Genomic DNA, 21,748 nt, shown 5'->3' with positions numbered 1-21,748 from the left:
GCCAGATTTCAGCCTGGACTGAAATCTGGCGCCGGGTCGGCGTTCAGGGCGCGGCCGATCACCTGAGTGCCGCGCTCGAAGGAGCCCGGGTCGGGGCCGGAGAAGTTGAGGCGCACGTAGGCGCCGGCGGGCTCGGCGGGGAACCACTCGTCACCGGGCGCGATGGCGACACCCGCGGCCGCGCAGTCGCGCGCGAGGCGGCGTACGTCGGTGCCGTCGGGCAGCCGGAGCCAGAGGTTCAGTCCACCGGCGGGCAGCTCGAAGGTCGCCTGCGGCACGTGCTCGCGCACGGCGGCAGCGAGCAGGTCGCGGCGGGCGGCCAGCTGCTGGCGGAGCCCGCGGACGTGGGTGCGCCACGCGGGCTGGGTGACGACATCGAAGGCGACGGCCTGGAGCAGGCCGCTCACGTACATCGACTCGGCCTGCGCCGCCGCGAGCAGCCGCTCCCGGACCGGGCCGCGGGCCACGACACCGGCGACCCGCACCGCCGGCGAGACGCTCTTCGTCAGCGAGCGCAGGTAGACCACGTGGCCGCTGTCGTCGCGGGCCGCGAGCGGTGCCGGGCCGGCGGTGATGCCGAAGTCGTGGGCCCAGTCGTCCTCGACGAGGAAGGCACCGTGCGCGCGGACCACGTCGAGCACCGCGCCGGCCAGGTCCGGCGACCACAGCGCGCCCGTCGGGTTGGCGAAGCTCGGCTGGGCGTAGAACGCCCGGGCGCCGGTCGTCGCGAACGCCCGGTCGAGCTCGGCAGGGTCGGGGCCGTGGGGACCGCTCGGCACCGGCACCAGCTGCACCCGCGCCTGGGCGGCCGCGCCCATCACGCCCCAGTACGTCGGGGACTCGACCAGCAGCGGCCGACCCGCACCGACCAGCGCGCGGCACGCGATGCTCAGGCCGCTCTGGCTGCCCGGCGTGACGATGACGTCGGACGCGGCCGGCGCCGTCAGGTCGGCCGGTGTGACGGCGCCCAGCTCGGAGGCGAACCAGGCCTGGAGATCGGGCAGGCCCGCGGCCTGCGGGCGGTCCACGACCGCATCGCCCCGCGCCGCCCGCGTGGTGGCGGCCCGGACCAGCCGCTCGGGCAGCAGTGCCCGGTCCGGGTAACCGGAGTGCAGGGCGACCACGTCGTTCGGCATCGTGCGGAGCGCGGTCGAGAGCCGCGGGTCGCGCTCGGGCGATGACCCCAGCGCCGCGGTCTGCCACCCGTGGTCGTGCGCCCGGACCGCACGCACCTGCCGCACGAACGTGCCCACCCCGGGCCGGCTCTCCACGACACCCTGCGTGGCGAGGGTGCGCAGGGCCTTCTGCACGGTGACGGGACTGACGCCGTGCTCGGCGACCAGCGCGCGGGTCGACGGGAGCCGTGCGCCGGGCGGGGCGTCGGCGATCCACGAGCGCAGGGTGGCGACGATCCGCGAACTGCTATCGTCGGTCATGAGTCACCACGATAGCGCTACTCTCCCTCGAGCCGCTGCGCTACATCCGCCCCGGACCGGCGTCCGATGGGGCCTCCTCGGCATCCTGGCGTTCTCGTTCACGGTGCCGTTCACCCGTGTCGCCGTCGACGGCGGGCTGCCCCCGGTCTTCGTCGGGTGCGGCCGGGCCGTGGTCGCCGCGGCGCTCGCCGGAGTCGCGCTCGCGATGACCCGACAACGCCTCCCGCGCGGCCGGCAGTGGACGCGACTGGCGGTGGTCGCCGGCGGCGTGGTGGTCGGCTTCCCGGTGCTGACCTCCTTCGCGCTGACGACGGCCTCCGCGAGCCACGGCGCCGTCGTCATCGCGCTGCTGCCCGCCGCCACCGCCGTGCTGGCGGTGCTGCGCGGACACGAGCGCCCGCCGGCGACGTTCTGGGTGCTGGCCGCCTGCGGCGCCGTCGCCGCCGTCGGGTTCGCGGCGCTGCAGGGCGGTGGCCTCGGCGGCCTGGGCTGGCCGGACCTGCTGCTCTTCGGCGCCGTGCTCGCCGCCGCGATCGGGTACGCCGAGGGCGGGCTGCTCTCCCGCGAACTGGGGGCGTGGCAGACGGTGTCGTGGGCGCTCGTGCTGGCGGCGCCGGTCATGGTGGTCGCGGCGACGGCGGCCGCGGTCCACCAGCCGCCGGACGCCGGCGCGCGGGAGTGGGCGGCGTTCGCCTACCTGGCGGTCGTGAGCATGTACCTCGGGTTCTTCGCCTGGTACCACGGGCTCGCCATCGGCCCGATGACCCGGGTGAGCCAGGTGCAGCTCGTCCAGCCGGTGCTGACGATCGCGTGGGCCGCGCTGCTGCTCGGCGAGCAGCTCACCTGGTCGGTCGTGGCGGGCGGCGCAGCCGTCATCGCAGGTGCCGGCGCGGCGGTGCGGGTTCGCTGGCGGGCGGCCGACCTCTAGCGTCGACCCATGAGCGACGACGCCCCGGCGGACGACCGGCCGTGGAAGAGGCCCGGGGCCGCGGCGTACCGGAAGGCGCGACTGCGCGGCATCCGCAGGCCGCCCGTCACGGTGACCGAGGTGCCGGACGGACTGCTGGTCGTGGACCACGACGTGCCGGTCACCACGCGGGACGGGACGGTGCTCCGGGTCAACGTCCACCGGCCCCCGGACGGCGAGCCGCGGGCGGTGGTGCTCTGCGCCCATCCCTACGGCAAGGACAACCTGCCGACCCGAGGCAGGCGGGGCTGGACGATCCCGCGCCCCTACCGGATGCTGCGCCAGCCGGCGCCGGTCTCGTTCTCGCGCCTGACCGGCTGGGAGGCGCCGGACCCGGTCTGGTGCGTCGAGAACGGCTGGGTCGCCGCCAACGCGGACCTGCGCGGCGCCGGGACCTCGGACGGCACCGGCAGGCTGCTGTCCGACCAGGAGGGCGAGGACGTCGCGGACCTCGTCGAGTGGGCCGCCACCCAGCCGTGGTGCAACGGCCGCGTGGCGACGATGGGCGTCTCCTACCTGGCGATCTCCCAGTGGAAGGCCGCCGCGCTGCGGCCGCGCGGCCTGCGCGCGATCGTGGTGTGGGAGGGCTTCACCGACGCCTACCGCGACCTGCTGCGGCCGGGCGGCGTGCGGGAAAACGGCTTCCTCAAGATCTGGTCCGCGGGCCTGCGGCGCACCCGCCTGGCCTACGACCTCGCGCGCGAGAGCCGGAGCCGCCCCGAGTACGACGAGTTCTGGGCCTCGCTCGTGCCGGCGGTCGAGCGGATCGAGGTCCCCGCGCTGGTCTGCGGCAGCTTCTCCGACAACAACCTGCACTCGCGCGGGTCGATCCGCGGGTTCGAGCGACTGGGCTCCGCGGAGCGCCACCTGTGGACCCATCGAGGCGGGAAGTGGGCGACGTTCTACGGCCAGGAGGCCCGGCGCGACCAGCGCGCCTTCCTGCGGCGCCATCTCGACGACGGCAACGACCCGCCGCTCCCGCGGGTGCGGCTCGAGGTCCACGAGAGCAGGGACGTCAGCAGCGTCCGGGCGGAGACCGCGTGGCCGCCGCCGGACGCCGTACCGACGCGACTGCACCTGACCACGACCGGCCTGTCGCCCGCGCCGGCGACCGCGCCCGGCTCGCACCGGTTCGACACCCGCCGGGGCGGGTTCCGGATCGGCTGGACGGCGCCGGAGGACGTCGAGATCGTCGGCCCGATGCGGCTGCGGCTGCCGGTCGAGGCGAGCACGGAGCTCACTCTCGTCACGGGAGTGGAGCTGTGGCGGGACGGCCGCTACGTGCCGTTCGAGGGCTCCTACGGGTTCGGGCGCGACCGCGTCACGACCGGCTGGCTCCGGGTGCCGCGTCGGGAGGGCGTCCACGAGGTCGACGTCGAGCTCGGGCCGTCGGCGACCCGGCTCCGCGCCGGCGACCAGCTGCGGCTCGTCGTCGCCGGGCGCTGGCTGTGGCCGCGCAACCCGCTGACCGGGCAGTTCCCCGCGTGGTATCCGCCCGGCCCGCGCGGCACCGCGACGCTGCACTGGGGGCCGGGCCGGGAGGCCTACCTCCAGGTGCCGCTCATCCGCGCCTGAGCGTCCGGCCGGCGGCTCGGCGTACGGCCTCGGTGAGGCGGTCGAGCACCGGCGAGTCGAGGCGCCAGCGCTGCCAGTGCAGGGGCACGTCGACGTGCAGGCGGCTGCCCAGCGGGACGAGGCGATCGTCGAGCTGGGGCGCGGGGATCATGCCCCAGCCGAGCCCGAGCCGGACCGCCTCGAGGAAGTCCGCCGAGGTCGGCACCCGATGCACCACCGGCGGCACGCCCGCGCCCCGGGCCGCGAGCAGATCGTGCTGCAGGGTGTCCTTCTCGTTGAAGACGACCATCGGCATCGCCGCCCAGTCCGGGCCGCGGCCACGGCGGAACCGTGCGGCGAGCTCCGGGGTCGCGGCCGGCACGTAGCGCAGGTGGCCCAGGCGCTCGACCGAGCAGCCCTGGACGGCCACGGGCTCGGAGGTGACCGCGGCCAGCACGCCGCCGCTGCGCAGCAGGTCGGCGGAGAACGCCTGGTCCTCCACGTGCAGCCGCAGGCGTACGTCGGACCAGCCCGCCAGCTCGCCCAGGACACCGCGGAACCACGTCGCCAGCGAGTCGGCGTTGACCGCGACCGGCAGGTCCACGATGCCGACGTGGCCGTGCGCGAGGGCATCGCGCACCTCGTCGTGCAGCAGCCGGGTCTGCCGGGCCAGGCGCACGAGCGCCTCGCCCGCAGGCGTCGGCAGGCAGGGCGTGGCGCGCTGCACGACGACCTGGCCGACCTCCGACTCGAGCGCGCGGATCCGCTGGCTCACCGCCGACGCGGTCACGTGCAGGTGGCGCGCGGCCGACTCGAACGTGCCGTGGTCGGCGATCGCCACCAGGGCATCGAGCTGGGCGGGCGCGAGATCCATGAAGCGATGCTAATGGTCTTGTAGAAACATTCGCTGGTCTACATCGCGCGCCAGCCCTAGCGTTGCGGGGTGCTCGACTCGTCGCTGGCCGGTCTACTCACCGGCCTCTCCCTCATCGTGGCCATCGGCGCCCAGAACGCCTACGTGCTGCGACAGGGTCTCGCGCGCGAGCACGTCGGCCTCGTCGTCGCGATCTGCGCGCTCTCCGACGTCGTGCTGATCACCGCGGGCGTCGCCGGCATCGGGCGGATCGTCGAGGGTGCGCCGTGGGTGTTGGAGGTGGTGCGCTGGCTCGGCGTCTCGTTCCTCACCTGGTACGGCGTGGCGTCGCTGCTGCGCGCCCGCCGGGCCGAGACCCTGCACGCCGCCGACCGGGTGACGGTGAGCCGCCGCGGGGTCGCCGTACGCGCCGCCGCGTTGACCTGGCTCAACCCGCACGTCTATCTCGACACCGTGCTGCTGCTCGGCACGATCGCCAACCACGAGGGGCCGACGGGACGCTGGTGGTTCGCGGCCGGGGCCTGCGTGGGGAGCGTGCTGTGGTTCTCGGGGCTCGGGTTCGGCGCCCGCTACGCGAGCCGCTGGCTGGCCCGGCCCCGGGCCTGGCAGGTCCTCGACGTGCTCATCGGCGTGACGATGCTCGCGATCGCGCTCTCCCTCGCCCGAGGGTGAGCGGGCGTCGTACCCGGTCGTTAGGGTGCTAGGCATGGGTGACCGCGAGCTGCTGGCCGGCTACGTCGACGTGTGGTGGCAGGCGATCAACGACTTCACCGACCTGCTCGAGGAGCTCACGGACGAGGACTGGTCGGCGCCGACCGACCTGCCGGGCTGGGACGTCCGGGCCGTCGCGTCGCACGTCGCTCACCTGGAGGGGGTCCTCGCCGGACAGCCCGAGGAGACCGCGGACGTCGGGGAGCCGCCGCACGTGAAGGGCCTGCTGGGCCTCTACACCGAGGTGGGCGTGGTCAACCGCCGCGATGCGAGCCCCGACGCGATCATCAACGAGATCCGGGCGGCGGCGACGGCCCGGCACACCACGCTGCTCGCGGACCCGCCGACCGACGCCGCCGGCAAGCCCGAGCCGATCTTCGGCGGCGTGCCGTGGGACTGGCGCACGCTGCTGCGCAACCGCCCGCTGGACGTCTGGATGCACGAGCAGGACATCCGCCGCGCGGTCGACCGCCCCGGCGGGATGGACTCCCCCGCCGCGCGGCACACCGCGGAGTACCTCGCCGAGAGCCTCGGGTACGTCGTGGCCAAGCGCGTCGGCGCCCCGGCCGGCACCACGGTGGTGCTCGAGCTCGACGGCAGCTCGCCGTTCGCGTTCGGGGTGACCGACGCGGGGCGCGGCGAGCGGCTGCCCGACGCGCTGGCGCAGCCCACGGTGCTGCTGCGGATGGAGCGCGAGGCGCTGATCCGACTCGCCGGTGGCCGCTGCCGGCCCGAGTCCGGCACGGTGGAGGTCGAGGGCGACCAGGAGCTGGGCCGACGCATCCTCGATGCGATGGCGACCACGCCGTGACCCGGGCCGACCGCTGGACGCTGGCCGACCTGCCCGACCAGGGCGGCCGCACGATCATGGTCACCGGCACCACGGTCGGCGGCCTGGGCCACGTCACGGCGCTCGAGCTGGCCCGTCGCGGCGCGCGGGTCGTGCTCACCGGCCGCAACCCCGACAAGCTCGTCGAGGCCCGGCGGGCGATCCTCGAGGAGGTGCCCGGCGCCGAGCTGGAGTCGGTGGAGCTCGACCTCGCCGACCTGTCGTCGGTACGCCGCGCCGCCGCGGCCGTCGCGGGCCTCGGGGCGATCGACGTGCTGGTCAACAACGCGGGCGTGATGGGCACGCCCCACCACCGCACCGCCGACGGCCTCGAGCTGCAGCTGGCGACCAACCACTTCGGGCCGTTCCTGCTCACCGGACTGCTGCTGCCGCAGCTGGTCGCCTCGGAGGGCGGCCGGGTCGTGACGGTCTCCTCGCAGATGCACCGGGTCGCCCGGTCCGCGCCGCTCGACGATCCCCGGGCGCCACGGGGCCGGTACCGGCGCTGGCCGGCCTACGGGCAGACGAAGCTGGCCAACCTGCTGTTCACCTACGAGCTCGACCGCCGGCTGCGCCGCGCCGAGCTGCCGGTCAAGGCGCTCGCCGCGCACCCCGGCTTCGCGTCGACCCACCTGGCCGCCAACGGGCAGTACGGCCGCTCCTCCGGCGGCATCGCCACGATCCTCGACGGCGCGATCAGGCTGGTCTCGCCCAACACCCCCGCCGAGGGCGCGTGGCCGACGCTGATGGCCGCGACGGCCGACCTCCCGGGAGCGACGTACGTCGGGCCCGACGGGCTCCTGGAGTGGGGCGGCCACCCCCGGGTGACGAGGAGCAACCGGCTCTCCTACGACGAGACCGCCCAGCGGCGGCTCTGGCAGCTCAGCGAGCAGACGGTCGGCATCACCTACCCCTGAGCGACCCCGGCCCCGACCAAAGTCGGGGCGCCGTCGACCCGCGGCCGATGTGCCGCCGCGGCGTACCGGCGAGGCTGACGGGGTGGCAACGCAGATCTGGACGTCGACCGTCGACGGCCGCGCCCATCGCGTGGAGGCCGACGACGGCTTCACCCGGCGGGTGCGGTGGTACGTCGACGACGCGCTGGCCGCCGAGAAGAGGTCGATGGACGAGAAGATCCGTCTGGAGGCGCCCGTGGGCCGGCTGACCGTCCGCTTCACCGCGCTCGGCGCTCCGCGACGGGCGACCCTGGTCACCGAGGACGGACTCCTCGAGGACGGCGTCGACCTGGTGCCGGAGCCGGACTCGAAGGCGGCCCGGCACGAGGAGGCGGTGCGCGCCCACCCGGAGCGGTACGCGCTGATCCAGGCGACCGGAGGGGTCGCCAAGGTCGTGGTGCCGATCGTGGTGGCGGCGCTGCTGGCGCGCTTCGCGTTCTCCCTGCCGCTGCCGTCGATCCCGCTCCCGGACCTGCCCTCCCTCCCGATCCCCGACCTGCCCTCGCTGCCGCTGCCGGACCTGCCCGACCTCCCGGACTGGTCGATGCCGGGCTGGGTCGAGCGCGTCCTCGACGTCGCGCGCTACGTCTGGCCGGTGCTGCTGGCCTACCTGCTCGCCCGGGCGGAGATCAAGCGCCGCCGCCGCCAGGACCGGCAGCGCGAGGACGGCGACGGCGGCGGGTCGCGCTGAGCCGTCCCGTGGTGGTCGCCGGCGGCGCCGCTCAGTGCGCGACGACCATCGGCGAACCGGCGACCGGATCCGGCACCACCTCGCAGGCCAGCCCGAAGACCTGCTCGACGAGGTCGGCCGTCACGACCTCGGCGGGGGCTCCCGCCGCCACCACGCGGCCGGCCTGCATCGCCACCAGGTGGTCGGCGAACCGGGCCGCCTGGTTGACGTCGTGCAGCACCACCACGACCGTGCGGCCGGCGTCACGCAGCCTGGCGAGGAGCCGGAGCAGGTCGTACTGGTGGGCGAGGTCGAGGAAGGTCGTGGGTTCGTCGAGGAGCAGCAGCTCGGTCTCCTGGGCGAGCACCATCGCCAACCAGACCCGCTGCGCCTGACCGCCGGAGAGCTCCTCGATCCGCCGCGATGCCAGGTCCTCCACTCCCGTGTCGAGCAGCGCGCGGGTCACCGCTGCCTCGTCGACGTCGGTCCAGGTCAAGCGCCAGTCGCGGTGCGGGTACCGGCCACGGCGGACGAGGTGGGTGACCGAGATGCCCTCCGGTGCGACCATGCGCTGCGGCAGGAAGCCGATGCGCCTGGCGACCTCCCGCGGCCGGAGCCGGCGCAGGTCGACGCCGTCGAGCTCGACCCGCCCGGCCCGCGGCTCCTGGAGGCGGACCAGTGCGCGCAGCAGCGTCGACTTGCCGCAGGCGTTCGGGCCGATGACGGCCGTGAGCCGGCCGGGCGGTACGGCCAGGCTCAGTCCGGTCGAGACCACCCGCTCGCCATAGCCGAGCGTGAGGTCGTGCGCCACCAGGCCGGTCATCGCTTCCTCACTTCCATCACCAGGAGCCAGATCAGGTAGGCGCCACCGACCGCGGTGGTGATCATGCCCACCGGCAGCGGCACTGGACGGGTCAGCGTCTGCGCCAGCAGGTCGGAGGCGGCCAGCAGCAGCGCACCGGTCAGCGCCGCGGGCAGCAGGGGCACCCCCGCGCTGCCGGTGATCCGGCGTCCGATCTGGGGCGCGGCCAGCGCCACGAACGAGATCGGCCCGGCCACCGCGGTGACGGTCGCGGTGCAGCCCACCCCCAGGACGACCAGCGCCAAGCGATGGGGGCCGAGCCGGACGCCGGACGTGGTGGCCAGGTCGTCACCGAGGGCCGCCTGGTGCATGGTGCGCGCGGACAGGGCCAGGCCCACGGCCAACGCAGCGATGAGCGCGAACGGCAGCCGCACGTCGTGCCAGTCGGTGCCGTTCAACGAGCCCGCGCTCCACGCGGTCGTCGCCATCGCCACCTCCAGGTCCGCACGGATCACCAGCCACTGGTTGGTCGCGGTCACCATCGCGTTGACCGCGATGCCGATGACCACCAGCCGCATCCCGCTGAACCCGCCCTTCCGGGCGAGCGCATAGACGACGACGGCAGCGGCCAGGCCGGCAACGACCGACCCGGTCGCCACCTGGGCCGCCGTCCCGCTCAGGCACGCCGTCACCACGAGCGCCCCGGTGAACGCGCTGGCCTCGAGCCCGATGATGTCGGGACTGCCGAGAGGGTTGCGGGTGAGGTTCTGGAACACCGCCCCCGACAGTCCCAGCGCAGCCCCGAAGACGAGGGCTGCCGACACCTGCGGAGCGCGCCACCGGGTGATGACGAACGTCTGCTCGCCATGGCCGAGGAGGCCGGCCAGCGTCTCCCCCGGGGTGCTCCAGGTCGCCCCGTGCATCAGGGTGACGAACGCGACCAGCAGGCCGGTGACGACGATGCCGACGCACCCGACGACCAGCCGGGGGCCGCCGGGTTGGCCCAGGACCGACCTCACGGGTCCACCGCCCCGTAGCGACGGACCACCCAGATCAGCACCGGGCCGCCGACGAAGGCGGTGACCACGGCCACCGGGACCTCTCCCGTCGGCAGCAGCAGCCGAGCCACCACGTCGGAGACCAGGATCAGCACCGGCCCGAGTACGACGCAGTAGGCGAGCAGCCAGCCGACCGAGCCGGCGGTCAGGCGACGGACCAGGTGCGGCACGATCAGGCCGACGAAGAGGATCGGGCCGGCGATGGCGGTCGCCGCCGCCGCCAGCACCGTGAGGACCACCAGCGTGATGGTCCGGGTGCGGGCAACCCGGGTGCCCTGGGTGTGGGCGACCTCGTCGCCGAGCAGCATCGCGTCGAGCGGCGGCACGAGGAGGAGGGCCGCGGCCAGGCCGACCGCGATCACGAGCAGTGGTAGCTCCAGCGGCACCTGGTCGCGGCCGGCCAGCGATCCGACCGACCAGAATCGGTAGTCGTCGAACACGTCGGGCAGCGCCAGCCGGATGCCGAGTCCCAGGCCACCCAGCACCGCGCTGAGGGCGACCCCGGCCAGCACCAGGCGCAGGGGCGAGCTGCCGCCCACGGCGTACACGACCGCCGTCGCGGCCAGGGCGCCGACCGCGGCGGCGACGAGCTGCGCCGCCTGGGCGTCGGCCTGCCACAGCGCGGTGGCCAGCAGGATCGCGAAGGACGCACCCGCGGTGACCCCCAGGATGCCCGGCTCGGCGAGGGGGTTGCGGGTCAGCGTCTGCACCAGGGCGCCCGACACCGCGAGCGCGGCGCCGACCGCGATGCCCAACCACATGCGCGGCAGCCGGAGGTCGCGGACGACGATGTGGTCGTCGGTGGCGGCGTAGTCGGTGAACGCCCGGACCACCTCGTCGAGCGGCACGGTGCGGGTGCCGACGGCGAGGCTGGCGGCGGCCGCGACGAGCGCCGCCGCCAGCGCGAGCAGGAGCCCGGAGAACCTCCGGCCGGGGTCGCTCATTCCTGCAGATCGGCGACGCCGCGCTTCCAGTACCCGGTCACCAGTGAGTCCAGGCCCTGCTCCCGCGCCCACCGGCGCAACGGCTTGATGTCGCCCGCCTCCCCGGCCGCGAAGACGAAGGTGCGCCCGTCGGCCCGGGCCAGCGCCTGCACGTGCTCGGCCAGCCGCGACCCGCCGCTGCGGTCGAGCCAGGTGATCGACACCCCGTCCCGCGACGCCAGCGGGTAGTCCCGCTCGTGGTCGTGATCGTGGTCGATGACGACATCGGCGCTCACGTCGGCCGGCGACTCCGCCAACCAGCGCGCGAGCGCCGGGAGACCCGTGGGGTCCACGGCCAGCACGTAGTGGTCGTAGTTGTGGGCGAACGCCTTGGCTCCCGGCGGGCCGGCGACCACCACCGGATCTCCGACCGCCGCCGTGCGCGCCCACTCCGAGGCGACGCCGCCGGAGTGGACGACCACGTCGAGGTCGACCTCGCAGGCGTCGGGGTCGTAGCGCCGCACGGTGTACTTGCGCGCCGGCGGGTAGGGCCGCGGCCAGTCCAGCTCTGAGCGGTCGTTGACCACCGGGTCGTTGCGGCTGCCGTCGGGGAACGGGAAGACGATCTTGACGTGGTCGTCGGCCTGGTGGCTGTGGAAGCCGGCGAACTCCGGGCCACCGACGGTCAAGCGCAGCATGGAGGGGTTGAGCTCGGTTCGACGTACGACGGTGCCGCGCGTGACCAGGATCGGGTAGCCGATCCGCTTCACCCCGTGTCCGTCGGCGTGGAACGCCGCGACCCGCGGGCCGGGATCGGCCCTGGTGAAGTCGTCCTCGTGCTCATGGTCGTGCTCATGGTCGGCGTCGGTCACTTCAGCTTCTCCAGCTGCGCGTCCAGGGAGTCGAGCGTCATCAGCGCGGAGGTGTAGGTGGCGGCCTCGGTGTACCGGATCGGGAAGACGTTGCCGGCCCTGACCGCGGGCAGGTTCTTCCAGAGCTTGGAGTCCAGGACGTACTGGACGGCCTCGGACACCTCGCCCGAGATGTCGAGGCTGTAGGTGATCGCGTCGGCGTCACCCAGGCTCTCGGGCAGCTCCTCGATCGCGGGGTACTCCGACACGTCCTCCGAGCCACCCCCCTTCTTCGCCACCTCGCCGTAGTAGGTGACCCCGATGTCGGTGGCGACGTTCGTGCCCCACGAGCCGGCGAACTCGCGGTGGAACTGCCCGGCCGCGACGTCGCCGTACGCCCCGACGTGCCCGAACTCGACGCCGGCGAGCGCGTCGGCGTACTTCTCCTCGAGCTCCTGCGCCCTGGCCAGGTAGGCCGCCCGCGCCTGCTCGAAGCCGTCGGTGGCGCCGGCGGCATCGGCCTGCTTCTCGCTGATCGTCTTCCACGAGTCGGGCATGCTCGGGCCGATCACGACGACGGGCGCGATCGACTCCAGCTTCTCCATGTCCAGGTCGACCAGGGCGGGCTGGGGGACGCCGATCACGATCAGGTCCGGGTCGGCCTGGGCCACCGCCTCGTAGTTGGTCTCCGCGGCGACCTCTCCGGCCACCTTCGGCAGCTCCTCGTACGTCGCGCGATCCGCCTCGGTCATCATCGCGACGCCACGCGACCACTCCGAGATGCCGACCAGGTCCGCGTCCGCCTCGATGAGCACCGGTACGGCGTACCCGGTGGCCACGATGCGGTCGGGGTCGGCCGGGATGGTGATGTCGCCGTTGTCGGCGGTGAAGACCCGGGTCGAGGCATCTGACTTCTCGGCGGACTCCGCGTCGGAGCACCCGGCGAGCGAGAGTCCGAAGGCGATGGCGACGAGGGTGGGGATGGCGCGGCGCAGGCCACGGGTGGGAGGACGCATGGACATATAAGTAAGGCTAGGCTTACCTCAATCAGGTGGTGTCGCCGAGAGGACAACCGATGTCGCTCACAGGACAGCTCGGGTCACACGACTCGGACGTGCGGGAGTACGGCTACGCCCTCGGGCCGCCCACCGGCATCCTGGTGCTGCACCACCGGACGGCGGCGCGGATCCACTTCGCCGAGGAGCGTGACGACTACCGCCACCGCCTCTTCTGGTCCGCCGACGGGGTGCTGGCAGCCCGGCGCGGCAGCGGCACCACCCATCTCGGGCCGCACGACGCGTTCTGGGTCCGCCGCGGCACCGCTGTCGAGGTGACGACCTGCGGCAGGCAGTCCGTGCACCTGGTCTGCCTGCGCCAGGCGCCGCCCCTGCTGGCCGAGGTGCCCGCCGCGGCGGTCCCGATCAACCGCGAGCTCGCCGACACGGTCCGCGGCCTGTGCCGCAGCGGCGTCAGCGACGACGACGCGATGGCCGCCAAGGAACGACTGCTCGCCGGTCTTGGCCGAGCGGTCCCGCTCCTGCCCGGCGGCGGCGGTCGCGGGCTCGCCCGTCAGGTCGCCGCCGGCCTGCTGGCCGACCCGGGCGCGCCCTCCGATCTCGTGGGGTGGGCGCGCCGACTCCACACCACCACCAAGACCCTGCAGCGCGACTTCCTGCGCGAGTACGGCGTTCCGTGGTCGGTGTGGCGCACCCGGACCCGGCTCCAGGCCTCGACGGCGCTGCTCGGACGAGCCTCGGTCACCCAGGTCGCGCACCGCGTCGGCTACGCGAGCGCGTCCGCGTACGTCGACGCGTTCCGCCGGGAGTACGGCATCACCCCGGGGCAGTGGGCGCGCGGCCAGACCGTGAGCCTGGAGTCATCGGGCTGACTTCGGCCACCATGGGGCCATGGCCCACCCCCGCGCCGGCACGCCCGCGCTCCCCGAGGACCTCGTCGACGTCGCACACCTGGTCACGGCGTACTACACCGGCGTCCCCGACCCCGACGACCCCGAGCAGCAGGTCGCGTTCGGCACGAGCGGACACCGGGGCTCCTCGCTGCGCACGGCGTTCAACGAGACGCACATCCTCGCGACGACCCAGGCGATCGTCGACTACCGGCGGTCACAGGGGTACGACGGGCCGCTGTTCCTCGGCCGCGACACCCACGGGCTCTCGGAGCCGGCGTGGGCCTCGGCGCTGGAGGTGCTGGCCGGCAACGACGTGACGGTGCTGGTCGACGACCGCGACGGCTACACGCCGACGCCGGCGGTGTCGCACGCGATCCTCCGAGCGAACCGGGGCGGCGGGACCGCCGACGGCATCGTCGTCACCCCGTCGCACAACCCGCCGAGCGACGGCGGCTTCAAGTACAACCCGCCGCACGGCGGGCCGGCCGACTCCGACGCGACGTCGGCGATCGCCGAGCGCGCCAACGAGCTGATCCGCGGTGGCCTGGCCGAGGTGCGACGGGTGCCGTTCGCGCGCGCCCGGGCCGCCGCCTCGGCGTACGACTTCCTGGGCACCTACGTCGACGACCTGCCCCACGTCGTCGACCTCGACGCGATCCGGGCGGCCGGGGTGCGGATCGGCGCCGATCCGCTGGGCGGCGCGTCGGTCGCGTACTGGGGCGAGATCGCCGACCGGCACGGGCTCGACCTGACCGTGGTGAACCCGCTGGTCGACGCGACCTGGCGGTTCATGACCCTCGACTGGGACGGCCGGATCCGGATGGACTGCTCGTCGCCGTCGGCGATGGCCTCGCTGATCGCCCAGCGCGACAGGTACGACGTCGCGACCGGCAACGACGCCGACTCCGACCGGCACGGCATCGTCACGCCGGACGCCGGGCTGATGAACCCCAACCACTTCCTGGCCGTCGCGATCGGCCACCTCTTCGGCGGCGCCCGACCGGGCTGGCCTGCGTCTGCTCGGGTCGGGAAGACGCTGGTCTCCTCGTCGATGATCGACCGGGTCGCGGCCTCGCTGGGTCGCGAGCTGGTGGAGGTGCCGGTCGGCTTCAAGTGGTTCGTGCCGGGACTGATCGAGGGGTCGTTCGGCTTCGGCGGCGAGGAGTCCGCGGGCGCGTCGTTCCTGCGCCGGGACGGCTCGGTCTGGACCACCGACAAGGACGGCATCATCCTCGCGCTGCTCGCCTCGGAGATCCTGGCCACCACCGGCCGGTCGCCCTCGGCCCACTACGCCGACCTGGTCGAGCGGCACGGCGAGCCGGCGTACGCCCGCATCGACGCACCCGCCACCCGCGAACAGAAGGCGGCGCTCGCCGCACTGTCGCCCGACGACGTCACCGCGACGACGCTGGCCGGGGAGGAGATCACCGCGAAGCTCACCGAGGCGCCCGGCAACGGCGCGAAGCTCGGCGGCCTGAAGGTGACCACCGGGTCGGCGTGGTTCGCCGCCCGCCCGTCCGGCACCGAGGACGTCTACAAGATCTACGCCGAGTCCTTCCGCGGCCCCGAGCACCTCGCCGCGGTGCAGGAGGAGGCCAGGTCTGTGGTGAGCACGGCGCTGGGGTAAGTCGTTGGCACTCGCGCTCACGGGGCGTCCCACCGCCGAAAGTAGCAACGCTCCCGGCCGGCGCCAGGCTTCGTCGTACCTGACCTGAGTGTCGCGGAGCCGCCGGATGGGGAGCAGCCTTGTCGGGTGCGTGAGTCGCCTTCCGTCAGGAGACGACGGCATGTCAGGCAGGGTCGTGTGTCTGACGACGGCCCATGGCATGGTCCGAGGCAGACGACTCGAACGCTTTCCCCGACGCGCTCATCTGCCGCACTCGAAGTGGCCCGTGCGTCTATCCGCCGCCTGCCGGGCGCACCCATCAGCCGATGAGCGTGCCCTCGATCGGGCCGAAGCCGGCGAGCCCGATCTACGAGGCGTGACGCCGACTGCCATCAGGGGGTCTCTGTCCACGAATCGCCACTGTCGAGAAGCGGTCAGGATTCGAGAAGTCTCCGCTGACGAGACGGTTCTACAGTCGGGCCATGGCTACCAAGAGCACGAGCAACACATCCGATTCCGGCTTCTCCGCGGACGAGATGGCCGCCATGAAGCAGCGCGCCGCCGAGCTGCGCGCAGAGAAGAAGCGCGGCGCGAAGAAGGCCGATGAGGCCGAGGCCTGCGTCGAGGCGATCATGGCGCTGCCACAGCCCGACCGCGGTCTCGCCGAGGCGATCCACCGGATCGTGCTCGACGTCGCGCCAGAGCTGGACCCGAAGACGTGGTACGGCTTCCCGTCCTACGCCCGCAACGGCAAGGTGGTCGTCTTCTTCAAGCCTGCGTCGAAGTTCAAGTCCCGCTACGCCACCCTCGGGTTCGAAGAGGCTGCCCAGCTCGACGACGGCGCGATGTGGGTGACGTCATTCGCGGTGCTCGAGGTCGGCCCAGCCGAGGAGAAGGTGATCCGCACGCTCGTCAAGAAGGCACGGGGCTAGGACGCAGCGCCGCCCGCGCTCCTGGCCTCCATGCGCGCGGATCTGCCGCGGTCAGCGCGGCCGAGGGGTGCGTCGTACCGCCGAGACGGTGATCTCAGGTGCGTCTATGGAACTGGACCTTCCCGGTCGGTAGGTAGGTCGTCTGGTAGGTGGGGTCGTGGATGAGCGTGTGGTGCCAGGCGCACAGGGGGACGCCATCGTGGAGGTTGGTGTGGCCTCCATCGACCCAGTGCTGTTGGTGGTGGGCGTGGAGTCCGGTGGTGCGGTCGCAGCCTTCGGCGCGGCAGCCTCGGTCGCGCAGGAACATGGCGATCCGCTGATGCTCGGTGTGGTAGCGGCTTCGCCGGCCGAGGTCCAGGGGAACGCTGTTGCTGCCGAGGACGGCGGGGATGATCCCCGCCTCGCACGCCAACCGCCGCGCCATCGCGGGGCTGATCTGGTCGCCGGTGTCCAGGACGCCGGCCTTCTCCAGCCGCCCGGTGAGGGTGTCTTCGTCGATGACCACCAGCAGCGTGGCGTTGACCCCGCCGGCCTGGGGCAGTCGGTCGGTGGGGTAGCGCTCGATCAGCTCGCACAGCGCCCGGCCGAGTGCCTCCGGGCCGGGCCTGCGCTCGACGCCGGGGCCTTGGGTGGCGGCCACGTGCTTGGGTGCGGCGAGCGCCATGAGCATCTTCTTGAGGGCGGCGGCGTGGTAGGTCGGCAGCGTGAACCGGCCGCAGGTCTTCCCGTCCCCGTCGTCGACCATCGTCAGCGAACACGCCCGCAGCGCGGCCGCCTCCTGGCGTTGCAGGATCTCGGCTTCGTGGGCGTCGGCCTCCTCAGGCGCGATGACCTCCCACAGCCGACGCCCCAGCCGGCCCAGTGCCTTCGCGTCGTGGTGACGCGCCTCCTCGAGCAGGTGCGCTTCCGCCTTGGCGAGGGTCGCGGGGCCGAGGTCGGTGGGGAGTCGGTCGACCCACCGGACCACGACCCGCGCCCGCTCGACGTCGATCTCCCCGGCCGCCAGCGCATCCCGCGTCGACGCGTGGGCCTCGAGGTCGTGGCCGAGCCGCACCGCGCCGTACGCCGCCGCCCGGGTGGTCTTCGTCTGGTGGGCCAGCCAGTTCGCCGACGACGACGCACCCACGTCCTGACCCACATGAATCGTGTCGGCGTGCGCGGCGACCCGGGCCTGCAGCTCGCTGACCTGCGCGGCCAGCCGGGTCAGCTCGACCAGCGTCGCGCCGGCCTCGGTGGGGTCCATGGACCACACCGACGCATCGGCCACGGCGTCGGCGAGGTCGCGCATCCGCGCGGTCGTCGTCGACACCCGGTGTCGCGGCGTGGCCTGTGCTGTCATGCCCACTACTCAAGCACCCGCCACCGACACTCGAAGGCCCTGAATCCCCTTATTTCACAGGTTTCTGGGTCACGAACAGGTCACGATCCGGGGCACTTTTCCACACCCGGATCGGATGTCTGTGGAGGGGTGGTTTCGAGACAGGCGCTAGCGCGCCTTCCTCAACCACCGTGACCCCCGACGACGGTGGTTGAGGTGCGACGAGCGCCAGCGAGGAGCCTCGAAACCACCACCACGACCCGAGCTAGCTCCGACCACAGGTCGGCGTCCCCCCGATAGGCGCCCAGATCGTCCGGAGACAGTGGGGTCAAGGGCGGCGAAGCCGCCGAAGGGAACCCTTGACCCCACTGGCGGAGGACGAATACTGGCGCCGCCGGGAGGACGCCGACAGTCACGTGCCACGCGCGGGGCAGGTGGTTTCGAGACAGGCGCTAGCGCGCCTTCCTCAACCACCGCGACCCCGACGAGGACGGTGGTTGAGGAGGTTGCGCCAGCAACCGTCTCGAAACCCACCCAGCCAACGCGCGTCCCACCGCAGGTCGGCGTCCTCCCGATAGGCGCCAACGGGGTGCGCGGGAGGAGCCGTCAAGGACGGCGAAGCCGCCGCAGGGAATCCTTGACGGCGGAGGACGCGCGCCCATACTGGCGCCGCCGGGAGGACGACGACACTCCCCGACGCGGGACAGGTGGTTTCGAGACAGGCGCTAGCGCGCCTTCCTCAACCACCGTGGGCGCGCCTTCCTCAACCACCGTGGGCGCGCCTTCCTCAACCACCGTGAGCGCACGTTCACACCTCAACCACCGGGGCCGGGCTAGGTTGGGGCGTGTGGGCGTGATCGAGACCGCGGGTCTGACCAAGGAGTACCCGGGGGTCACCGCGCTCGACCGTCTCGACGTCACCGTCGGCGAGGGCGTCACCGGACTGGTGGGCGCGAACGGCGCGGGCAAGTCGACGCTGATCAAGATCCTGCTCGGGCTGGTGCCGGCGACCGGCGGGACGGCACGGGTGCTGGGCCACGACGTCGCCACCGACGGCGGCCGGATCCGGAGCCTGGTCGGCTACATGCCCGAGCACGACTGCCTGCCGGCCGACGTGTCCGCGAGCGACCTGGTCGTGCACCTGGGCCAGATGTCCGGCCTGCCGTACGCCGCGGCGCGGGAGCGCGCCTCCGACGTGCTGCGCCACGTCGGGCTCGCGGAGGAGCGCTACCGGCCGATCGGCGGCTACTCGACCGGCATGAAGCAGCGCGCAAAGCTCGCCCAGGCGCTCGTGCACGACCCACGGCTGGTGCTGCTCGACGAGCCGACCAACGGTCTTGACCCGTCCTCGCGCGACGACATGCTCTCGCTGGTGCGCCGGATCGGGACCGAGTTCGGGATCGCCGTGCTGGTCACCTCCCACCTGCTCGGTGAACTGGAGCGGATCAGCGACCACGTCGTCGTCCTCGACGGGGGCCGCCTGCTCCAGTCGTCGGCGACCACCGACTTCCTGCACGCCACCGGGAGCCTGCTCGTGGAGGTGCAGGGGCGCCACGACGCCGACCAGGTGCTGGGCCAGGCACTCGTCGACGCCGGCCTGGCCGCGCGACCCGCGGGCGACGCGCTGATCGAGGTCGACATCCGCGACGAGCGGACGGCCGACGTCGTCCGTGACCTGGCCGTCGACCTCGGCCTGGGGCTGGTGCGCCTGCAGGAGCGCCACCACCGGATCGAGGACGTCTTCCGCGAGGGAGGTGCCGGCAGTGTCCAGCCCACCTGAACCGCAGGCCGCGCCCACCGGGGTCATCCACGACCTCGGCTACCGGCCGTACGCCGGCCCGCGCCTCGGCGAGCGCAAGGTCGCCGAGGCGTTCTTCCTGACCGGGCTGCGCAACACCTACGGACTCGGCCGGTCGGCACGCTCGAAGGTGCTGCCGATGGGCCTGCTCGGCCTGATGCTGCTGCCCGCGCTGATCCTCGTCGGCGTGCTGGTGCAGGCCCGGAACCTCCTCGGGCTGGACGAGCAGATCGTCGCGTACTCGACGTACCCGCTCACCACCCAGGTGCTGATCTCGGTCTTCGTGGCCGCCCAGGCGCCGGCGCTGATCTCGCGGGACCTGCGGTTCAGCACGATCACGCTCTACCTCGCCCGGCCGATGCGGCGGTCGGTCTACGTGCTGGTCCGGGTCGCGTCGCTGACCGTCGCGACGTTCGTGCTGATCGCCGCTCCGCTGCTGCTGATGTACGTCGGCGGGCTGCTCGCCGACCTGCCGTTCGGCCGCGAGACCGGGCGCTTCCTCGCGGCCATCGTGGGCGCCGTGCTGCTGTCGGCCTGCCTCGCCGGGCCGGCGGCCGTGGTCGCGGCGCTGACGATTCGGCGCGGGCTGGCGGTGGCCGCGGTGATCGTCGTGCTGGTCGTCAGCTACACGGTCGTCGCGACGATCCAGGGCATCTCCTACGACTCCGGCCACGAGTCCGTCGGCGAGGTCGCCGGGCTGTTCTCGCCGTACACCCTCGTCAACGGCGTGCAGGTCTTCCTCTTCGACTCCCCCGCGGCAACCAGGACGCCACCGGACGGCACCGCGATGGGCGTCCTGTACTGCGTCGCGACCGTGCTCCTCGTCGCGGGATCGATCGGCATCCTGATGCTCCGCTACCGGAGGATCAGGACATGACGGAGATCCGTATCGACCACGTCTCCCGCTGGTTCCGCAACGTCGTCGCCGTCAACGACGTCACGATGACGATCGGCCCCGGCGTCACCGGCCTGCTCGGCCCCAACGGCGCCGGCAAGTCCACACTGATCGCGCTGATGTCGGGCTTCCTCGCGCCGTCCGCAGGCAGCGTCACACTCGACGACGAGCCGCTGTGGCGCAACGAGCGCGTCTACCGCCGGATCGGCCTGGTACCCGAGCGCGAGGCGCTCTTCGACTACCTGACCGGGCGGCAGTTCGTGGTCGCGAACGCCGAGCTGCACGGCCTCGCCGACGCCGGCGCCGCCGCCCAGCGGGCGATCGCCCTGATCGAGATGACCGACGCACAGGACCGCCGGATCTCCACCTACTCCAAGGGGATGCGGCAGCGGATCAAGATGGCCTCCGCGCTCGTGCACGACCCCGCCGTGCTGCTGCTCGACGAGCCGTTCAACGGGATGGACCCGCGGCAGCGGATCCACCTGATGGAACTGCTGCGCACCATGGGCGCCGAGGGCCGCACCGTGCTCTTCAGCTCGCACATCCTCGAGGAGGTCGAGCAGGTGGCCCGCCAGATCGAGGTCGTCGTCGCGGGGCGGCACGCCGCGTCCGGGGACTTCGGGGCGATCCGGCGGCTGATGACCGATCGGCCCAACCGGTTCGTGCTCCGCACCGGCGACGACCGGCTGCTGGCCTCGGTACTGCTGGCCGACCCGTCGGTCCGTGGCGCGCGGCTGCGCTCCGAGGGCGGGATCGAGCTCGAGGCGTCCGACTTCGGTCGGTTCAGCGAGGTGCTGCCACGGCTCGCCCGCGAGCACGGCGTACGCCTGCACGAGGTGACCCCGACCGACGAGTCGCTCGAGAGCGTCTTCTCCTACCTGGTGGCCCCGTGACGTCCCGGGTGATCTCGCGAACGATCGTCCGGCTGGGCGTGCGCAGCATCTTCGGTCAGTGGCGGGGCGTGCTGCTGTTCGTGCTGCCGCTGGTGCTGATCGCCCTGGCCGTCCTGGTGCGCGCGCTCGTCGGCCAGGACGAGACGGCCAGCGAGCACACCCTCGACCGGCTCGGGCTGGCCGTGATCGTGCCGCTGGTCGCACTGCTGGCCACCTCCGGCCTGCTCGCCCCCGAGATCGACGACGGGTCGATCTCCTACCTGCTGGCCAAGCCCATCTCGCGCTACACGATCATCGGCAGCAAGCTCGTCGTGGCGATCGGATGCAGCCTGGCCTTCGGCGCCGTGCCGATGCTCGTCGCCGGCCTGGTCGTGCGGACGGGCGATCCGTCGCTGGCCCTCGGATTCGCCGTCGGGGCGGCGGTGGGCGGCGCGGCGTACTGCGCGCTCTTCGCGCTGCTCTCGGTGCTCACCCGGCATGCCGTCGTGATCGGCCTGGTCTACCTGCTGATCTGGGAGGGGCTGCTGGGTGGGCTGCTCGACGGGGTGCGCTGGCTGAGCATCACCCGCTGGTCCGGCGAGATCGTCGACGAGCTGGCCGGGCTGTCCCTGGTGGGGGGCCTCTCGGTCGTGTACGCCGTGGTCGCGGCGGTCGTGGTCGTGGTCGGCGGCACCTGGCTGAGCGGGCGGCGGCTCCGGGCCTTCAACCTCACCGGCGACGAGTAGACCGCCGCCCACGCGCAGACGACCAGCGCCGCCACGACGTA

General features: G+C 73.2%; 21 protein-coding genes. 13 read left to right on the top strand and 8 right to left on the bottom strand.

What is annotated here, in order from left to right:
* Positions 1–8: 8 nt before the first annotated feature.
* The gene (locus FHU40_RS24685; RefSeq protein WP_183595172.1) at positions 9–1,436 is read right to left on the bottom strand and encodes an aminotransferase-like domain-containing protein; all 1,428 of its coding nucleotides are present in this window, start codon (positions 1,434–1,436) and stop codon (positions 9–11) included.
* On the opposite strand from FHU40_RS24685, the gene FHU40_RS24680 reads away from it, so the two are divergent.
* Entirely contained in the window at positions 1,435–2,364 is a 930-nt protein-coding gene (locus FHU40_RS24680; RefSeq protein ID WP_183595171.1) for a DMT family transporter, read from the top strand. The two genes, FHU40_RS24685 and FHU40_RS24680, sit on opposite strands and share 2 nt — an antisense overlap.
* 9 nt (positions 2,365–2,373) lie before the next feature.
* Complete coding sequence (locus FHU40_RS24675; RefSeq protein ID WP_183595170.1) at positions 2,374–3,978, top strand: CocE/NonD family hydrolase; 1,605 nt, start codon at positions 2,374–2,376, stop codon at positions 3,976–3,978.
* Here FHU40_RS24675 and FHU40_RS24670 read toward each other — a convergent pair.
* Positions 3,965–4,831, bottom strand: a complete 867-nt coding sequence (locus FHU40_RS24670; protein ID WP_183595169.1) for a LysR family transcriptional regulator ArgP — start codon at positions 4,829–4,831, stop codon at positions 3,965–3,967. The genes FHU40_RS24675 and FHU40_RS24670 overlap by 14 nt on opposite strands.
* A gap of 69 nt (positions 4,832–4,900) precedes the next feature.
* Between FHU40_RS24670 and FHU40_RS24665 the strand changes: the two genes are divergently transcribed.
* The 4 genes from FHU40_RS24665 (at position 4,901) to FHU40_RS24650 (ending at position 8,018) form a co-directional block, all read left to right on the top strand.
* Positions 4,901–5,503, top strand: coding sequence for a LysE family transporter (locus tag FHU40_RS24665; RefSeq protein ID WP_183595168.1), 603 nt, complete (start codon positions 4,901–4,903; stop codon positions 5,501–5,503).
* A gap of 34 nt (positions 5,504–5,537) precedes the next feature.
* Positions 5,538–6,353, top strand: coding sequence for a maleylpyruvate isomerase family mycothiol-dependent enzyme (locus tag FHU40_RS24660; protein WP_183595167.1), 816 nt, complete (start codon positions 5,538–5,540; stop codon positions 6,351–6,353).
* Positions 6,350–7,288 carry an oxidoreductase gene (locus FHU40_RS24655; RefSeq protein WP_183595166.1) on the top strand — a complete coding sequence of 313 codons (939 nt, stop codon included), beginning with the start codon at positions 6,350–6,352 and terminating at the stop codon, positions 7,286–7,288. Before FHU40_RS24660 ends, FHU40_RS24655 begins: the two co-directional genes overlap by 4 nt.
* 82 nt (positions 7,289–7,370) lie before the next feature.
* Entirely contained in the window at positions 7,371–8,018 is a 648-nt protein-coding gene (locus tag FHU40_RS24650; protein WP_183595165.1) for a hypothetical protein, read from the top strand.
* Between the two features lie 31 nt (positions 8,019–8,049).
* Here FHU40_RS24650 and FHU40_RS24645 read toward each other — a convergent pair whose 3' ends face one another.
* Genes FHU40_RS24645 through FHU40_RS24625 form a run of 5 tightly spaced genes read right to left on the bottom strand, consistent with a single transcriptional unit; the run spans position 8,050 to position 12,653 of the window.
* On the bottom strand, positions 8,050–8,820 hold the full coding sequence (locus tag FHU40_RS24645) for an ABC transporter ATP-binding protein (RefSeq protein ID WP_183595164.1): 771 nt from the start codon (positions 8,818–8,820) through the stop codon (positions 8,050–8,052).
* A complete protein-coding gene (locus FHU40_RS24640) occupies positions 8,817–9,818 on the bottom strand; it encodes an iron chelate uptake ABC transporter family permease subunit (RefSeq protein ID WP_221200271.1) in 1,002 nt (333 codons plus the stop codon). Before FHU40_RS24640 ends, FHU40_RS24645 begins: the two co-directional genes overlap by 4 nt.
* Positions 9,815–10,801: a FecCD family ABC transporter permease gene (locus FHU40_RS24635; RefSeq protein WP_183595163.1), complete on the bottom strand. Its 987-nt coding sequence runs from the start codon at positions 10,799–10,801 to the stop codon at positions 9,815–9,817. Before FHU40_RS24635 ends, FHU40_RS24640 begins: the two co-directional genes overlap by 4 nt.
* Complete coding sequence (locus FHU40_RS24630; RefSeq protein ID WP_183595162.1) at positions 10,798–11,652, bottom strand: siderophore-interacting protein; 855 nt, start codon at positions 11,650–11,652, stop codon at positions 10,798–10,800. Before FHU40_RS24630 ends, FHU40_RS24635 begins: the two co-directional genes overlap by 4 nt.
* Positions 11,649–12,653: an ABC transporter substrate-binding protein gene (locus tag FHU40_RS24625; protein WP_183595161.1), complete on the bottom strand. Its 1,005-nt coding sequence runs from the start codon at positions 12,651–12,653 to the stop codon at positions 11,649–11,651. Before FHU40_RS24625 ends, FHU40_RS24630 begins: the two co-directional genes overlap by 4 nt.
* Before the next feature lie 53 nt (positions 12,654–12,706).
* On the opposite strand from FHU40_RS24625, the gene FHU40_RS24620 reads away from it, so the two are divergent.
* From FHU40_RS24620 to FHU40_RS24610, 3 genes are all read left to right on the top strand, one after another.
* Entirely contained in the window at positions 12,707–13,519 is an 813-nt protein-coding gene (locus FHU40_RS24620; protein WP_183595160.1) for an AraC family transcriptional regulator, read from the top strand.
* Positions 13,520–13,538: 19 nt separating this feature from the next.
* Complete coding sequence (gene pgm, locus FHU40_RS24615; protein ID WP_183595159.1) at positions 13,539–15,167, top strand: phosphoglucomutase (alpha-D-glucose-1,6-bisphosphate-dependent); 1,629 nt, start codon at positions 13,539–13,541, stop codon at positions 15,165–15,167.
* 461 nt (positions 15,168–15,628) lie between these two features.
* Complete coding sequence (locus FHU40_RS24610) at positions 15,629–16,078, top strand: iron chaperone (protein ID WP_183595158.1); 450 nt, start codon at positions 15,629–15,631, stop codon at positions 16,076–16,078.
* Positions 16,079–16,172: 94 nt separating this feature from the next.
* Here FHU40_RS24610 and FHU40_RS24605 read toward each other — a convergent pair whose 3' ends face one another.
* Positions 16,173–17,417, bottom strand: a complete 1,245-nt coding sequence (locus FHU40_RS24605; protein WP_183595157.1) for an HNH endonuclease signature motif containing protein — start codon at positions 17,415–17,417, stop codon at positions 16,173–16,175.
* Positions 17,418–18,249: 832 nt separating this feature from the next.
* Between FHU40_RS24605 and FHU40_RS24600 the strand changes: the two genes are divergently transcribed.
* The 4 genes from FHU40_RS24600 to FHU40_RS28650 are packed head-to-tail and all read left to right on the top strand — an operon-like array spanning position 18,250 to position 21,707.
* Positions 18,250–19,176 (top strand): ATP-binding cassette domain-containing protein, encoded by a 927-nt coding sequence (locus FHU40_RS24600; RefSeq protein ID WP_183595156.1) that lies wholly within the window; start codon positions 18,250–18,252, stop codon positions 19,174–19,176.
* Entirely contained in the window at positions 19,160–20,071 is a 912-nt protein-coding gene (locus FHU40_RS24595) for an ABC transporter permease (protein ID WP_183595155.1), read from the top strand. The genes FHU40_RS24600 and FHU40_RS24595 overlap by 17 nt, the downstream gene beginning before the upstream one ends.
* The gene (locus FHU40_RS24590; protein WP_183595154.1) at positions 20,068–20,982 is read left to right on the top strand and encodes an ABC transporter ATP-binding protein; all 915 of its coding nucleotides are present in this window, start codon (positions 20,068–20,070) and stop codon (positions 20,980–20,982) included. Before FHU40_RS24595 ends, FHU40_RS24590 begins: the two co-directional genes overlap by 4 nt.
* Positions 20,979–21,707, top strand: coding sequence for an ABC transporter permease subunit (locus tag FHU40_RS28650; protein ID WP_343058038.1), 729 nt, complete (start codon positions 20,979–20,981; stop codon positions 21,705–21,707). Before FHU40_RS24590 ends, FHU40_RS28650 begins: the two co-directional genes overlap by 4 nt.
* The last annotated feature ends 41 nt before the right edge of the window (positions 21,708–21,748 follow it).

Origin of the sequence: Nocardioides soli (genome assembly GCF_014191495.1) — a bacterium.
Lineage (GTDB): Bacteria > Actinomycetota > Actinomycetes > Propionibacteriales > Nocardioidaceae > Nocardioides > Nocardioides soli.
Note: the sequence above shows the minus strand (reverse complement) of the source record. Positions and strands in the feature narration are given on the sequence as shown.

Coding starts and splice junctions, on each gene's coding strand:
- FHU40_RS24680 (WP_183595171.1), top strand. CDS start 1,435: ATGAGTCACCACGATAGCGCTACTCTCCCTCGAGCCGCTGCGCTACAT.
- FHU40_RS24685 (WP_183595172.1), bottom strand. CDS start 1,436: ATGACCGACGATAGCAGTTCGCGGATCGTCGCCACCCTGCGCTCGTGG.
- FHU40_RS24675 (WP_183595170.1), top strand. CDS start 2,374: ATGAGCGACGACGCCCCGGCGGACGACCGGCCGTGGAAGAGGCCCGGG.
- FHU40_RS24670 (WP_183595169.1), bottom strand. CDS start 4,831: ATGGATCTCGCGCCCGCCCAGCTCGATGCCCTGGTGGCGATCGCCGAC.
- FHU40_RS24660 (WP_183595167.1), top strand. CDS start 5,538: ATGGGTGACCGCGAGCTGCTGGCCGGCTACGTCGACGTGTGGTGGCAG.
- FHU40_RS24645 (WP_183595164.1), bottom strand. CDS start 8,820: ATGACCGGCCTGGTGGCGCACGACCTCACGCTCGGCTATGGCGAGCGG.
- FHU40_RS24635 (WP_183595163.1), bottom strand. CDS start 10,801: ATGAGCGACCCCGGCCGGAGGTTCTCCGGGCTCCTGCTCGCGCTGGCG.
- FHU40_RS24625 (WP_183595161.1), bottom strand. CDS start 12,653: ATGTCCATGCGTCCTCCCACCCGTGGCCTGCGCCGCGCCATCCCCACC.
- FHU40_RS24620 (WP_183595160.1), top strand. CDS start 12,707: ATGTCGCTCACAGGACAGCTCGGGTCACACGACTCGGACGTGCGGGAG.
- pgm (WP_183595159.1), top strand. CDS start 13,539: ATGGCCCACCCCCGCGCCGGCACGCCCGCGCTCCCCGAGGACCTCGTC.
- FHU40_RS24610 (WP_183595158.1), top strand. CDS start 15,629: ATGGCTACCAAGAGCACGAGCAACACATCCGATTCCGGCTTCTCCGCG.
- FHU40_RS24605 (WP_183595157.1), bottom strand. CDS start 17,417: ATGACAGCACAGGCCACGCCGCGACACCGGGTGTCGACGACGACCGCG.
- FHU40_RS24590 (WP_183595154.1), top strand. CDS start 20,068: ATGACGGAGATCCGTATCGACCACGTCTCCCGCTGGTTCCGCAACGTC.